The sequence below is a fragment of the Methanosarcina sp. genome (assembly GCF_049706645.1).
Classification (GTDB): domain Archaea; phylum Halobacteriota; class Methanosarcinia; order Methanosarcinales; family Methanosarcinaceae; genus Methanosarcina.
Map to the genome: position 1 here is coordinate 49,540 of NZ_JBNAKP010000037.1, position 15,553 is coordinate 65,092.

9 protein-coding genes are annotated in these 15,553 nt (G+C 41.2%); 5 read left to right on the forward strand and 4 right to left on the reverse strand.

What is annotated here, in order from left to right; genetic code table 11:
- Positions 1-84 precede the first annotated feature (84 nt).
- The 3 genes from ACPK8D_RS13020 (at position 85) to ACPK8D_RS13030 (ending at position 9,343) form a co-directional block, all read left to right on the forward strand.
- Entirely contained in the window at positions 85-1,323 is a 1,239-nt protein-coding gene (locus ACPK8D_RS13020; RefSeq protein ID WP_424718289.1) for a phosphoglycerate kinase, read from the forward strand.
- 329 nt (positions 1,324-1,652) lie between these two features.
- Positions 1,653-2,255: a TIGR00296 family protein gene (locus tag ACPK8D_RS13025; RefSeq protein ID WP_424718290.1), complete on the forward strand. Its 603-nt coding sequence runs from the start codon at positions 1,653-1,655 to the stop codon at positions 2,253-2,255.
- Positions 2,256-3,544: 1,289 nt separating this feature from the next.
- Complete coding sequence (locus ACPK8D_RS13030; RefSeq protein WP_424718291.1) at positions 3,545-9,343, forward strand: PKD domain-containing protein; 5,799 nt, start codon at positions 3,545-3,547, stop codon at positions 9,341-9,343.
- Between the two features lie 611 nt (positions 9,344-9,954).
- On the opposite strand, the gene ACPK8D_RS13035 is transcribed toward ACPK8D_RS13030, so the two are convergent.
- Positions 9,955-10,413 (reverse strand): Hsp20/alpha crystallin family protein, encoded by a 459-nt coding sequence (locus ACPK8D_RS13035; protein WP_424718292.1) that lies wholly within the window; start codon positions 10,411-10,413, stop codon positions 9,955-9,957.
- Positions 10,414-10,568: 155 nt separating this feature from the next.
- On the opposite strand from ACPK8D_RS13035, the gene ACPK8D_RS13040 reads away from it, so the two are divergent.
- A complete protein-coding gene (locus ACPK8D_RS13040) occupies positions 10,569-10,724 on the forward strand; it encodes a hypothetical protein (RefSeq protein ID WP_424718293.1) in 156 nt (51 codons plus the stop codon).
- A 348-nt stretch (positions 10,725-11,072) separates the two neighbouring features.
- Here ACPK8D_RS13040 and ACPK8D_RS13045 read toward each other — a convergent pair whose 3' ends face one another.
- Positions 11,073-12,293, reverse strand: a complete 1,221-nt coding sequence (locus ACPK8D_RS13045; protein ID WP_424718294.1) for a hypothetical protein — start codon at positions 12,291-12,293, stop codon at positions 11,073-11,075.
- An 826-nt stretch (positions 12,294-13,119) separates the two neighbouring features.
- Between ACPK8D_RS13045 and ACPK8D_RS13050 the strand changes: the two genes are divergently transcribed.
- Positions 13,120-13,419, forward strand: coding sequence for an Hsp20/alpha crystallin family protein (locus tag ACPK8D_RS13050; RefSeq protein WP_424718295.1), 300 nt, complete (start codon positions 13,120-13,122; stop codon positions 13,417-13,419).
- A gap of 258 nt (positions 13,420-13,677) precedes the next feature.
- On the opposite strand, the gene ACPK8D_RS13055 is transcribed toward ACPK8D_RS13050, so the two are convergent.
- Positions 13,678-14,100 carry an N-acetyltransferase gene (locus tag ACPK8D_RS13055; RefSeq protein ID WP_424718296.1) on the reverse strand — a complete coding sequence of 141 codons (423 nt, stop codon included), beginning with the start codon at positions 14,098-14,100 and terminating at the stop codon, positions 13,678-13,680.
- A 1,008-nt stretch (positions 14,101-15,108) separates the two neighbouring features.
- Entirely contained in the window at positions 15,109-15,531 is a 423-nt protein-coding gene (locus ACPK8D_RS13060; RefSeq protein WP_424718297.1) for a nucleoside 2-deoxyribosyltransferase, read from the reverse strand.
- Positions 15,532-15,553: the final 22 nt, after the last annotated feature.

Consider the following 15,553-nt stretch of genomic DNA (forward strand, 5'->3'; position numbering starts at 1 on the left):
ATGAAAAGAAATTCTCTAAAATTTACCTTTAAATTTTATTCTTCAATATATATAAAATCTTATTCACAAAGGTGCGCTGAGGGTATGATTTCTAGAAACTTTCTTACAATCGATGATTTTGACACACGCGGAAAGACAATTCTTGTAAGAGTTGACCTGAACTCTCCTATGGATCCGCAGGGTAATATTCTGGATGATATGCGGATCCGAAGCCATATTGCCACCTTGAAGGATCTTGAGGACGCAAAGGTTGTTTTGCTTGCGCACCAGAGCAGGCCCGGAAAAAAAGACTTCACTACCATGAAGCCTCACGCCCAGCTGATGTCCAAGTACCTGGGCAAGCAGGTTCTCTATGTGGATGATATCTTCGGAACTTACGCAAAGACCAGGATTGCTTCTATGGAAAATGGAGATGTCATTCTGCTTGAAAATGTAAGGTTCTATTCCGAAGAAAGCCTTGAAAGAACTCCAGCAGAACAGGCCAATACGTTTCCGGTTAAAAAGCTGGCACCCTTTGTGGATATCTTCCTCAATGATGCCTTTGCCGTGTCTCACAGGTCTCATCTTTCAGTGGTCGGATTTACTGAGGTTCTTCCGACCGGAGCTGGAAGAGTTATGGAAAGGGAACTCGTATCTCTGGACAGAGGGATCAAAGGAGGAGAAAGGCCAACAATTTTCGTGCTTGGAGGAGCAAAAGTGGATGATTCGCTCCGAGTGGCGGAAAATGTGCTTGCAAGCGGAGGGGCTGATCGGGTACTCCTGACCGGGGTAGTAGCAAATGTGGCACTTGCTGCATTCGGTGTAAATATCGGGAAAGCAAACCTGGACTTTATCAAGTCCCAGGGCTATGAGGGCCAGATCGAAAAAGCAAAAGATCTGCTTGCGAAATTCAAAGATAAAATTGGCCTCCCCAGGGATGTGGCTTTGAATGATAATAAGAAACGGGTTGAAGTGCCTATTTCGGAACTTAATTCCGATTCTCTCCCTATAAACGATATCGGGCTTGAAACCATTGTGGACTTTACCAGTGAAATCGAAAATGCAAAAACTGTTATCTTAAACGGCCCGGCAGGGGTTTCCGAAGTCGATGATTTTGCCCTTGGAACGCACGAGATTATAAGAGCTGCCACTAAATCTGAGTTTTCAATCATTGGTGGTGGGCATATTTCGGCAGAAGTCGATCATCTCGGGCTTGCACATCGTTTCTCTCACACCAGCACAGGTGGTGGGGCATTAATTGATTATCTCTCAGGAGTAAAGCTTCCAGGGGTCGAGGCTCTGAAGGCTGCGGCCAAAAGGTATCAGGAAGCTAAAAAGCTTTAATTATTCTGTTTCCTGGAAATTACCGCGTTTGTAACATTAGCTTCCTATTCGGCAGTCTTTTTCTGCCGAATTTTCCGGCTTTTCTTTTCCAAACAATCCTTCTCGTCTTCCGGCTCTTCAAAAGTGAGGCTCCGGAAATCTACTTTAACGAGCTCCGATAAACATAATGTTATACTAGCTTCCACGTACATATTATCGTACTAACAGGTAGCTGATACATAGCCGGCATTTGCAGCTAATACCGGTCATGTCGGTAATGCTTACAGGTTAATGCCGGTTAAGGTTTACAGGCCAAAATATCAAAATAAAAGTGAGGTGTTGGTTCAAATATGCTTACAGATATCGAAGGCAGGGCTGCAGTCAAACTTGCAAGGAAAACAATCAAATCGTTCCTATCTGAAGAAAGGCTCCCTGAGCCTCAGGAACTGGGTTTTGAGCTTTCACCGGTTTTCGGGGAGAAGAGAGGGGTTTTTGTCACGCTTACGGAAAACGGGCTCTTGCGGGGCTGTATAGGGCATCCGTTTCCGGACTCCACGCTTCAGGACGCAATAATGGATTCTGCAATTTCTGCGGCAACCCGTGATCCTCGCTTTCCGCCGGTGGGAGATAATGAACTGGATGACATAGTTGTTGAGGTAACAATTCTTACCCCGCCTGAGAAGATTAATGCTCCTGCAGAAGAGCTTCCTGAGCGTATAGAGATCGGAAAGCATGGGCTTATAGTAAGGCAGGGCTACTGTCAGGGACTTTTGCTTCCTCAGGTTGCTCCTGAGCACAATATGGATTCTATCGAGTTTCTGGGCCATACCTGCCTGAAAGCCGGGCTTTCGCCTGACGCCTGGCTCAAAGGAGCCGAGGTTTCCTGTTTCGAAGGGCAGATTTTCAAGGAAAAAGAACCGCAGGGAGAGGTTATTGAGGAAACATTGCATTGAGGCCGAAAGTTTTGATTGCTATTATTTGCCACGGCCCTAACTTCTATGGAAGTGACAGATTAAAAAGAAAGAGTGAAGAAGAGTACTGCTTATTAGAATGGGAAGGCAACAACACTTCTGTTGATGATTTATAATTCAGAGGAAAATATTGCTCAAGGACAAAGGTCATGATAAAATTCACACCTTGAACTTAGAAGAAATCCTCTACACAGGATTTAAAAATATTATAGGAAAGGGTGAGGCATTAATAATAAGCTGAATTTTCCGGAGCATTCATTTACTGCGTTCGATCTCTCATTTTTCCTGAATTATAAATATTTTTCTGTACGCATATAAGCTTAGCAAATACGTGAAATGAACAGGGGATCTTTAAATTGGATTCACGTAGTTGCCTGCAAAAAAGGCAACTTTCTAATTTTTCCATGGTCGCTAGGATAAGGCATATTTTCGGCTTTTACATCTTTTAAATTCAAAACCAATTTTCGCCCCATATGAATAAAAATTCTATGCCAGAGCTCTTTAAATAAACCTGCTATGAAAATCAAAATGAGAAACAAAAAGGCTGAGAGATAGCAGAGTGTTTTCTGGAGATAATGCCAACCAGATAATAGAGGATGGTTTAAAATATTCTATTTGATTTTGGACCTTATGTGCAAAAGTCCTATTTCTGTATATTGTACATAAAGCTACTAAGGCTGTGGTTTAAGTCTATATCAGCTGTCGAAACAAAAAAATTGTTTATTTTGCTAATATTATCGGTACTTTATTTTTGGATGGTTATCGGCTTTACAATTCTTGTTGTGCCTAAACGTCTTGTTCTTCTATGTAGATTTGCTTCGATCAAATCCTCGTCCTTGAAAATATTCTCTCAAATTAAAGATTTTTTGTAACGCCAAGGTTCAGAAGGAAAGACTTAAAAATAATTAGTGAGTGTTCTATATTAATATTTTTTAAATGAAAATTAAGGCTTTGTTCTAACACCTAGTAATTTTAAAATTACATTTCTCATTAGATTCTGGAACGTATTCGGTTAAGGAATTTGTTAACGTTAATATGACTACTGTAATCATCTCCTCATCTCGATTTATATGTATAGGTTTACAGAAAAGGCAACGAAAATAACACATTTCTTACGGATCGTATCTTAACCGAATATAAATGGATTCTGGAGTAGAGTCGACGTAGAAAGTATATGAACAGACAGGGGAACAACTATGAAGGTAAGATTTCTCAACATAAAATTACTTTTTTGGTTATGTTTAGTCGTTTTATTCACAGTACAGCTATCGGTGGCTACCGTAGAGCAGACACCGGGAATTGAGTGGCAAAAGTGCCTTGGAGGCCAATCTTTTGATTACGGAAGCAGCATTGAGCAGACTTCTGACGGTGGCTATATCGTTGCCGGAGGCTCCTATTCAATCGACGGAAATGTAACTGGAAATCATGGGTCTCAGGATTCCTGGGTTGTGAAACTGGATAAAAGCGGAGATGTAGTGTGGGAAAAGTGCCTTGGAGGTTCATCTTCTGATTACGGAAGCAGTATTGAGCAGACTTCTGACGGTGGCTATATCGTTGCCGGATTCTCCAATTCAATCGACGGAAATGTAACTGGAAATCATGGGTCTCAGGATTCCTGGGTTGTGAAACTGGATGAAAGCGGAGATTTAGTGTGGCAAAAATGCCTTGGAGGTTCATCTCCTGATTATGGAAACAGCATTGAGCAGACTTCTGACGATGGCTATATCTTTGTCGGATTCTCCAATTCAACAGACGGAAATGTAACTGGAAATCATGGGGGTAAGGATTCATGGGTTGTGAAACTGGGTGAAAGCGGGGATGTAGTTTGGGAAAAGTGCCTTGGAGGCTCATCTTCTGATTTTGGAAGCAGCATTGAGCAGACTTCTGACGGTGGCTATGTCGTTGCCGGAGGCTCCGGTTCAAACGATGGAGATGTAACTGGAAATCATGGATCTCAGGATGCTTGGATTGTGAAACTGGATGAAAGCGGAGATGTAGTGTGGCAAAAGTGCCTTGGAGGTTCGTCTTCTGAGTCAGCATCTAGCATTGAGCAGACTTCTGACGGTGGTTATATCGTTGCCGGATACTCCAATTCAAACGACGGAAATGTAACTGGAAATCATGGGTCTCAGGATTCCTGGGTTGTGAAACTGGATGAAAGCGGAGATGTGGTGTGGCAAAAGTGCCTTGGAGGTTCATCTATTGATTACGGAAGAAGCATTGAGCAGATTTCTGACGGTGGCTATATCTTTGTCGGATACTCCGGTTCAAACGATGGAGATGTAACTGGAAATCATGGGTCTCATGATTCCTGGGTTGTGAAACTGGATGAAAGCGGGGATGTAGTGTGGCAAAAGTGCCTTGGAGGTTCATCTATTGATTACGGAAGAAGCATTGAGCAGATTTCTGACGGTGGCTACATCGTTGCCGGATACTCCGGTTCAAACGACGGAGATGTAACTGGAAATCACGGAAATGATGACTACTGGGTTGTGAAACTTGCTTTCCAAGCCCCTGTTGCTGACTTTTCTGCAATTCCAACGTCTGGAAGCGCACCACTTAACGTCAGCTTTATTGACAATAGTACAGATAACCCTACTTCCTGGTTATGGAACTTCGATGATGGGGCTAATTCAGTAGAACAGAATCCAGTGCATACTTATTCTACAGCAGGAAATTACACAGTTAACCTGACAGTAAGCAATGAAAACGGTACGGATTCAAAATCTACTATAATAATTGTTTCTGAGAAACCTGCATCAGAACTTCCTGTAGCAAACTTCAGTACCAATACAACAGAGGGTTATGCTCCACTTTCTGTTCAGTTTAATGACAGTTCAGAAAATGCAACTTCTGTAAACTGGGATTTTAACGGTGATGGAATTAGTGATTCTGAAGATAGAAATCCAGTTTACGAGTTTACAACCCAGGGAAACTATTCCGTTAATCTGACAGCAACAAATGAAAACGGTGAGGATTCAAAATCTACTATAATAACTGTTTTCGAGAATATTACAGCATTAAATAATAGTGATATTGGGTCATTAACGCTAGTAAACACGGACTTTTCCCAGTTATCGAGTATTCCAAGAGGTATGTATATTGAGACAACCTCAAATTCTGCGCCTTCAAATATTACATTAGCATACAATAGCGCATTAAAATGCGCCGATATTACATATATAAAACCTGCTTCAGGAAATCTGTTTTTTAGTAATTTGTATCCAGCAACCGATAGTAATATCACCTATACTTTAGGAACTGAAGGTGTATCCAGCAGTTCATATTTGAATATTATAGCGAGTAATTCTATCGTGGCAGTATCTAAAAGATCCAGTGGGGATTACAGGATCACATCGTACTGGATTGCGGATGATAAAAGCCCACGATCTAGTTACATTACTGTTCCAGCAGCGAGTATAACAGATAATAAAGTCACATTTAGCGTGGTATGCTACGAATCTAACAGAACTAATGTGCTAAAATATAACGATACGATATATACAAAAACACCATTCAGAACGATGAATACTCGAAACCAGAATTATGTATTCGTTAACCAACCAGTGGTGTATTTCTCACCCTACCTTGCAAGTGGCGATACTGGCCCATATGTTGTACATTTATACTCTATAAAACAGGAAATACCCAGAAAGATCATAACCCCACATGGTACCAGATCGATATCGGCATTTACTCTTTCATATCCCAGTCCGGAAGATAACGAAAATGGTACTAACTTAATGAAATCCAACGGGCAAAAAAGTACTGTTTATGCAATCGCCGATCATCTGGACAATGCCACGGTTGCATATCAAAAAGCATTACTGGATGATGGATGGGAACTGGGCGTTTACTACACTATAAATTTCAATTCCGTGTCTAATGAAACTGTAATTGCTACAATGGATTCTGAGTATAATACCATAGTTAATAAATTTGGAAGACAGCCCGAAACCTGGACAGCACTGGGTGGTTCGGGTAACATTTCCCAGGCAATATATGCATATCAGCGTTACGGCATGATATGGCGTTCATGTGAATCTGGTGCTAGCTGGTTATCAGTTGGAAACCTGTGTAATCCTTATTGGCAATGGTGGAATACAAGTATTTCACAGGGTATTGTATTCCCGGCGTTCACAATAGCTACAGATAAAGAGCCAGTTACAGGTAGTAGTATTAACGCAAGTTATTTTACAATGTTTTCCAACGGATTTGCTGCAAATAACATTCGATTGTGCGGGTTAAACGAATACTACTTCACACAATCAGCCCAGAATACAACTCAGGTAAATATCACAGATTCTAATAATAGTTATATGCGCTTTACTGTAAACACCAGCGGATACCCATGTACACTCAACGTAATGACAAATATCTCAAATGTTGAAGTTAGTCACGATGGAGTAACTGTACCATATACATCTGTAGATGACGGAATAGTATTTACAGCAACGGACGACACTACTTATGTATTGCGTCCAGTGTCAGCTTCACCTGTGGCTAATTTTACTTCCAATTTAACCTCAGGAAATGTACCACTTACAGTACAATTCAATGACACAAGTACCGGAAGTCCCACTTCATGGGATTGGAACTTTGGAGACGGAACTTATTCCAATATGCAGAATACTACTCATTCCTTTACAACAGCCAGAATTTATAATGTAACTTTAACAGTCTCGGGACGTGGACGTAGTAGCGCAATAACTAGGTCCATTACCGTTTCCGAAATACCCTTATATCCTGTAGCGAATTTCAGTACCAATATTATAGAAGGTTTTGCCCCTCTAACTGTCCAGTTTACAGATTTGTCTGAAAATGCAACTTCTGTAAACTGGGACTTTAACGGTGACGGAAATTCAGACTCTGATGACAGAAATCCAGTTTACGAGTTTACCATTCCAGGAAACTATACAGTTAACCTGACAGCAACCAATGAAAACGGTACAGATTCGACGTCATCTACCATCAACGTTTTAGAAAAATCTGCACCAGTACTTCCTGTTGCAAATTTCAGTGCAAATAAAACAGAGGGTTTTGCTCCCCTGTCAGTTCAGTTTAACGACAGTTCGGAAAACGAAACTTCTGTGAACTGGGACTTTGGCGATGGTACTAATTCAACCGAGCAGAGTCCAATTCATACCTATTCTGCAACAGGGAATTACAGCGTTAACCTTACAGCAAGCAATAAAAACGGAACAGCTTCAAAGTCAGGTACAATAATTGTTTTAGAGAAACCTGTACCAGTATTTCCTGTAGCAAACTTCAGTGCCAATGTAACCCTTGGTTTTGCTCCCCTCTCTGTTAAGTTTGCCTATTTGTCGGAAAACGCCGATACAGTAAGCTGGGATTTCAATAATGACGGTATTGCTGATTCTACAGAGAGAAATCCAGTTCATAAGTACGCAGTTCCGGGAACCTATAAAGTTAATCTGACAGTAGGCAATACAGAAGGTAGAGATTCGAAACTGGTTACAATAACCGTTTTAAAAGAGTCAGAACCATCAGTACCTCCTGTAGCGGACTTCAGTGCCAACACTACTAAAGGTTACGCTCCTCTCTCAGTCAAGTTTACTGACTGTTCGGAACATGCAGTTTCATGGAGCTGGGACTTTGATAACGATGGACGAACTGACTCTTCATCTAGAAACCCGGTTTATTTGTATCCAGTTCCAGGAATTTATACAGTTAAACTCACGGTTACCAATGTCGACGGTAGAAATTCAAAGATCACCACAATAAAAGTCCTGGAACAACCGGAAAAACCAGTTCTTCCTGAAGCGAACTTCAGTAGCAACATCAGTAAGGGTTATGCTCCTCTCTCAGTTCGGTTTATTGACTGTTCGGAACATGCGGTTTCATGGAGCTGGGACTTTGATAATAATGGGGAGGCTGATTCTACATCTAAAGATCCGGGTTACGTGTATTCAACCCCAGGAATCTATACAGTTAAGCTGACTGTAGCTAATGAAAACGGTATGGATTCAATTTCTGATACAGTAACTGTTTTAGAGAGGTCTAATACAGTACTTCCTGTTGCAAATTTCAGCAGCAATGTAACTGAGGGTTGTGCACCTCTTACGGTTCAGTTTACTGATTGTTCGGAAAATGCGGCTGGAATAATATGGGACTTTAATGGCGACGGAACAGTTGATTCAACCTCCCGAACGCCGGTATATGTGTACACTGCTCAGGGAATCTATAACGTTAATCTGACCGCGATCAACGTAAACGGCGCTTCATCAACAAAAACTGCTACAATAACTGTCACACAGGAAAGCAGTTCAAGCGGTGGGAGCAGTGGTAGCAGTAGTGGAAGTAGCAGTGGAGACAGCGGTTCAAGTGGTGGAAGCAGCAGCGTTAGCCACAGCAGCAGTGGTGCAGGCGGCTCCAATGAGCCTGCAAAGAACGTTGAAGTGGAGGAACTTTCACAGGCATTTCTCACAAACGGAAAACCTGTAAAGTTTGATTTCACAAAGAACGCGACCTGTATTGTTTATATGAGTTTCGATGCAAGGAAGACTGCTGGCAAAACAACGTCCAGTGTTGAGATGCTAAAAAATAAATCCACGCTTACCCCGGATGCACCTGAAGGCGAGGTCTACAACTACCTGAATATCTGGGTTGGAAATGGCGGATCTGGAATTGAAAAGAATCTCAAGAACGCAGTTTTATGTTTCAGGGTTGAAAAATCCTGGATACGGGATAAAGGTATTGATCCGTCTTCAATCATCCTGAACAGGTACAGTGACAGTAAATGGAATCCTCTGCCAACCCGCTTATCAGAGGAGGATGGCAGGTACCTTTATTTCACGGCAGAAACTCCGGGATTCTCTCCCTTTGCAATAACAGGTAAGACAACAGTAGCAGGGACTGAAATAAAGCCTGAAACCAGCGCTCAGGTTCTTGAACAAAATAATGAAAGTAAAGGAGCAAATGTTGAACAGACGCCTGATCAGAAAGAAAGCACAAACACTTCCGGGAAAGGCAACGCAAGACTCCCTGGCTTTGAAGTGGTTTGTGGCATAACTGGTCTGCTAGCTATATTCCTGTCCAGAAGAAAATAAAAATGAAACAGGAAATAAAGCAGGAAAACAAAATGAAAAAATTTCAGTACAGAGGAACTAAGGATGTAGGTTCGATACCTTCATCTTGTTTTTTAGTTTTTCTATTTCCTCTTAAATATTTTCATTTTCCTATTGGTACTGAACTGATTTTTAAGAACTTTCCAGACTTCCCTTTTTTCCATTCCGCGATAGTATACGGTGTCAATTGTTCCGAATAATTCTTCTTTTCAGGTGGATTATATTACCCATTTCTCAGCTCTTGAAAAAGATTCGAGGATCGTAATTCATGCTGAGGGGAGGAATATTTTTGATATGAGTTTAAGTTCACAAAACTCGGGTATTAGTGAGATCTCCAGATAAACAGGTCTTGACAGAAAAAATGTGAAAAGCTCTCAGGTAAATGAGAATTTTTACGTCTTCTGACAATTCTTAAGCTTTTTGAAAATTCTTGAATTTCTCAAAATTCTATGAGCCATTGGATGCTCCGAATAAGAAAAGTAAATGAAATAATGTTTGAATTTTTGTTTTACTGCGGGCAGCCTGCGAGCTTTTATAATCCCTTCCTGAGCCTGCCCGCAGGCTTCTCCAAATTTAGCATCCTGAGTGCCGGTTTACTCAATCTGTATTCTTTTTCCGGTTATGGATTTTGTTTTTGGCAGGGTGACGGTTAAGACCCCGTTTTTGAGCTGGGCATTTGCACCTTCTTCGGTTACGCCGTCAGGAAGAGGAATTTCACGGTAATAGCGCATGAAAGACCGCTCTTTTCTGAGATATCCTTCTTTTTCAGTCTCTTCTTCTTTCCCTTTATCTGCACTGACTATGAGAACATTATCCCTTAGATTGAGCTCAACATTTTCCCTGTCAACCCCAGGCAGGTCGGTTGTCACAATTACCTTATCGTCTTCTGCCGCAACATCGGTCAGCGGGGATAAAGTCCCGGCCCCAAATCGGCTTTCCAGCGCAGGGAAAGTCCTGAACCTCTGTTCCATATAGTCCTGCATTTTTCTGATTTCATCAAACGGGTCCCAGCTATATACGTCACGGTCTGTTCTTTTTGCTGGCAATTTCATATACAGATTCCTCCTTATCCGATTCCAGGATTCTCTGATTTCAAGCCATTCGGATTTCAGATTTCTCTGATCCCAAGATTTTCCAGTCTCGTATTTCTTATCTAAGGCCTGTTTTTCTCAATTTTCCTGGCTTTTATTTGATTTTAGAGTGGTTTGTGATCTGTAAATCTGGCACTGGTCCAGAACAGTTATGCCCTTCTCCCAGAGAACTGCCCGAAAGGCAGGGGAACGTGGCAAGGGATATGAAAGATGGCATCAGGTCTGTTTTTGCTCTTGCACTCTTACCCGCTTCTTACAGGCACGAGAAATGAAAGTTCAAGACTCTCATACTCTCTCACCGGAGAGGGGAATAAATCCGTTTTTTGGAGGCGGTACAGGTTCGCCTTCGGTCCATTCGCAGGTTATTTAAAAAGTAACTGGTGGGCAACACTTACAGTTTTTATTTAATTCCTCTGTAAGATGGTTATTGTTTCTCAGTTACTATCATGTAGTTAGTATCAATAATATTTAAATTTTTCGCAAATCCTGCATTTAATTCCTATAAAATGAGGTATTCTTTTGGGGAAACTGGAAAATTTTCAGGCAAAAAAGATTTTTATAGTGGATTGAGATGGTAAAATTTATTATATATTTTGATCTTTTCTTCCTTGTGTGTTTTCTTAGCCAGTGGCCTGTTTCACTAGTGATATAACCTCGGAGATTATGCCCAGAACGGGTATGGTCTGTGAAACCAGGAATTTTATCATAATTCCCACATTGAAAGGCCATACTGGAAGCTTTTTGTTCCGCGCGTAAACCTGTTGCATCATTTCCAGTTCTTTCTGGATCCTTTCAAACTCTTTCTCATCCAGTTTTTCCGCTTCATTCAGTAGCCTGGATTCCAGCTGGTTAATGGAGTGTTCAATCTGATCCAGCCGCGTTTGTTTCCTGTCTCTCCATTTCTCCATGATCCAGTGCACTTTCAATAGAGGCAGGAAGAAACTTACAACTGCAAAAACCACAAGTATGGAGAGCAGCCACAGGTATAGGGGAGCATATTCTTCTGAGATTTCGAAGAAGGAACTTTCCTTTTCCGTAAAAATTCTCAGGATAGACCAGCCGCCAAGGTGAATTGCCGGGATGGTGATTATAAGGGCATTCCACAGGCAGAGATTACCCAGGGGCGAGAGCCCGCCTGACCTGTCCGGATGCCCGAGCTGCGGTTCAAGGCGGAATTCGTTCCCCAGCTTCCAGATATAGATGGAGGTTATAACCATTCTCCAGGCCATAAGCCCTATAATAAAGGCAATAAAAAACTCTATCTTATGACTCCAATCCCAGGTAAACACCAGCAGGGAAAAGCCTGTACCCATGGCCCACTGGTAGGGGTGGTTCAGCATTTTTTGCAGTTCCTGCATAAACTGGCAGAAGCTTTCTTCAAGCCGCCCGGTCTTCAGGGCTGTTACTTCGGAATCTTTCTCATCCGCAATGTTTTGAAACGAATCAGGTGGGTAAGCCCCAACGATAATCTCCCGGCGCCAGAGATTCCGGAAAGTTTCCGGTATCATTTTTATAAGTACCGAAAAAGCAAAAAGACTCAGGGCTGCTGCCAGCATGCCTGAGATATACATTATCACTCCCGGAATAAGCGGGTAATTTGCCAGAATATAAACTATGATAAGCAGGATCAGCCACGGAAACAGGAGCAGCGCATAATGCAGAACTGGGTTCCGGATGGCTTTGAAGTTTTCAGGTATAATTTCTATGCCTGGTGCACCTCCTACATTTACATCTGGTACATTTTCTAAAGTAGAGGAATCTTCTACATGCGGGACATCTTTTACACTTTTCTCTCCATCCTCATCCTTGCATATTTTACCTGAAGCTTTAAGCGCTATCACTGAACGACTCCCGCTTTTTCCCGATTGAACCTTTATATTTATTTAAAGTGCAAAATATAAAAGCAAATATGAAGCAATCTTAACTACCGCTTACTCAATAGAATTGCACTTTGTAATACCGATAGAAATCATCGAGAATTGTTTTTAACACTTTTAAGGCTGTTAGGAAAAGAGAAAATAGACCGTCGAATAATCGTTTGTTATATTTTTCCGTCAGCTGACCAGGCCAGTGTCTAGAAAATTGTCAAACCGAGCCGACAAAAAGAACTGACTTGATAAATCTGACAGGTAAGTTTTAAGAACTTTCTTCAGAAACTGAAAAACGTTATTTTCCGCCTTTAAGGTGTCCTGGCACTCCCGAAGTAGAATTCGGGATCACAGAGAAATCTCCGATTTTCTGGGAGTTACTATTACATCGCCACACAAAAAGACTCTCAAACACCCAATCATTACCATATTAAATAAAACGAAAAAGTGAAGCTAAACAAAGCAAGGTGAAGAAATGCCTGAGGCAGAGAAAAATTGATACTGGCTATTTTGCTGGCAATAGGCATTGTACTGATATTCACGAATACGGTATCAGCCTTCTGGGTGACAGCTCCTGGAACTACACTGTTAACGGGACTTGTTAGTCCTCGATATACTGAGTCATGTAAAATGTAAAAGCAAGTCTAAAAAACATTTTTTCTTTTTTAACCGGTATTAACAAAAATATATGGATGGTTGGTACACCGATTTCGATGTCAACAAATTAAACCTTTCAATGTGAACCTTCAATGCATATATCTAAATATGTTAATTTATTATATTATTGTGGGGTAATATTATGGAGGAGACATTAAGAATATCACCGGTTATCAGTGCATATCCTGACGACAAATACGAAAACCTTCTAATTGAAGTAGTCCTTCCAGGAGTGGAAAAGAAAAATATTTCTTTTAAGCTCACAAATGACAGCTTTTATGTAAGCGGTAAAAAAGAAGGAGTTACGTATCTGGACAGTTATTCAATCGGCTGCCCGGTAGATCCGGAAAAAGCCGTCGCTAAATACTCAAACGGTGTGCTTAAAGTCAGTGTACCTTATCAAGAGCCTTTAAGTAAACTAGTGGATGTAAAGATAGAATAAAGTGACGGTAAAGCGACAAGCGCATAGCAAGCTTCTCTAAAGGATGGCAGTAAACGAGAATTGGGAATCTGGAACTCGCACAACTTTAAGTTCATTTTTAAAGGTCATTATTATTTTTTCAGGTTTCATAGCTCTCAATTCCCATAATTCTCATAATTTTTCAGGGACAACCATACTGGCTGTCCTGCACCGTTTTATAGCACATTTAAAAACCTCAATTAGTCAAACCCTGCACTTTCCGGATTAATTTACTTAAATTCATTCCCATTTCATCAAAATCTGCACGCAGCCTGTATACTCATCAAGTTCTTCGCCGGTTGCCACAAACCCGCACTTCTCATAAAAGCGAAGGGACCTTTCGTTTTCCCTGTAGACTTTAAGGGAGAGCCTCGTTCTCAGGGTTTTTGCGTGTTCAAGCAGAGCCCTGCCGATCCCTCTACCCTGCATTTCCGGCGCAACGAAAAGGGCGCAGACTCTTTCCCCAACAAGGGAAATGAATCCTGTGAGTTGCCCTTCTTCCTCTAAAATAAAGTTTTCGGCACGTGGGAGATAATTCTCCTTCATTGCGCTCTTTTGCAGGGCCCAGAATGAAGCCGGGATAAAGGAATGAGCACTAACTGAAGCCTTATACCAGATTTCTACCATTTCTTCAAGATCGGTTTTTCTGCAATTTCGGATCAATCTATCATTTCCCTGTAGTTGAAGATCAATTTACCAGATCGTGTTTTTTTCAAGGTTCCTTTACCTGCATAAAGTTAAAATAATTTCCTTCGAAATCGAGTATTAGAGCCTCCTAAAGCCCTATAAAGCCTGACAGGGCCTGAAGAACTCCAGGTTTTGAGAACTGTAGATAAAAAGTTCAGGGAAAAGCAAGGTATATATAGGAGGAACATAGTCTAAAAAATGCCAGACCGAAAAAGCTTCGGCCTGAAAAGAGGCTTTCATTAAAAGGGTCCGAATCAAAAAAGAAAAGTCGGAAAAACTTTCTATCATTTCACTCCATTGACTCGATTTGGCGGATCAAGTCGGTGGTGTATCTTTCAGAAAACTGCACATGTGGACTGCATGGAACGATTTTTACCAGCTTCCCATATCTGGATACGTACATGTCAGGCCCATGTGAGGTTTTCACTTTCCTAAAAGTGTATCCATTCACAAAGGTCACTATTTTAACCTCCAGTAGTTATTATGTCAGGCATTCTATATTAAAATTTTTTTACTTAATAATCGTTATAGATTCGTGCTTCTGTTCCCGAATTGAAGCTCAAACTATCTCAATCGAGATATAATTACATAAATAATAAAAAAGAAGTTTATAATGAGCTTCGAAGGATAAAGGTTATTTTTAAAACTCGTTAACAAAAGCTCACTGAGAACAACCCTTTATGAAAAACTCTTTAACAGAAGCCTGTTAACAAAAGCTCGTTAATACTCTTTTCCACTCTTTTAAACTTAACAATTATTTTGACACAGCTTCATCTGGCGACTTGACACAGCTTCATCTGGCGACTTATTTCAAGAATAAGTTCTGGTGAATAAAAAGTGGTTCGAGATCAAAAGTAGTTAGGGATCAAAGTAGCTCAAGCCAAAAAAGTTATGGACAAAAATAGTCGGACTAAAGAGTTAGGGGCCAGAATAGTCCGGGACTAAAGAGTTCGGCAACAGAAATAGTTCGAGGCCGTCCAGGAGTTACCGGAATTTTTCCAGTATTTTTAACAATTCTTCTTCGTCCCTGGCAAGGTCGATTATAGACATCTCTACCATCAGGTTAACAATTCCATCCGAGAGAGATCGGAAATCGGTTCGAAGTCCTATTACAGGTTTTTCCTTTGCATAAGCGTAACCGATCTCCCAGGCCGTTCCTGAGTCTACATCTACTCCGTCAAGAACTGCAACTACAAGGTCCGAACCGTCCATGCCCCCAACACATTTCTTGAAAATGCACTCCTGATTCTGTCTTTCACGTTCATTTGTGGTGTCCTCTGCATCTTCCTGGGGCAAAAAAACCGAAAAGCCTTTCTTGAGCAGCGAATCTCTCAGTTTACAGTTATATTCGAGTTCCGCATGGCTGAAAAGAGGGCCTGCAAGGTAGATTCTCTTTTTCCTGTTCATGTTTTTTTCTTCCTGCCACTTC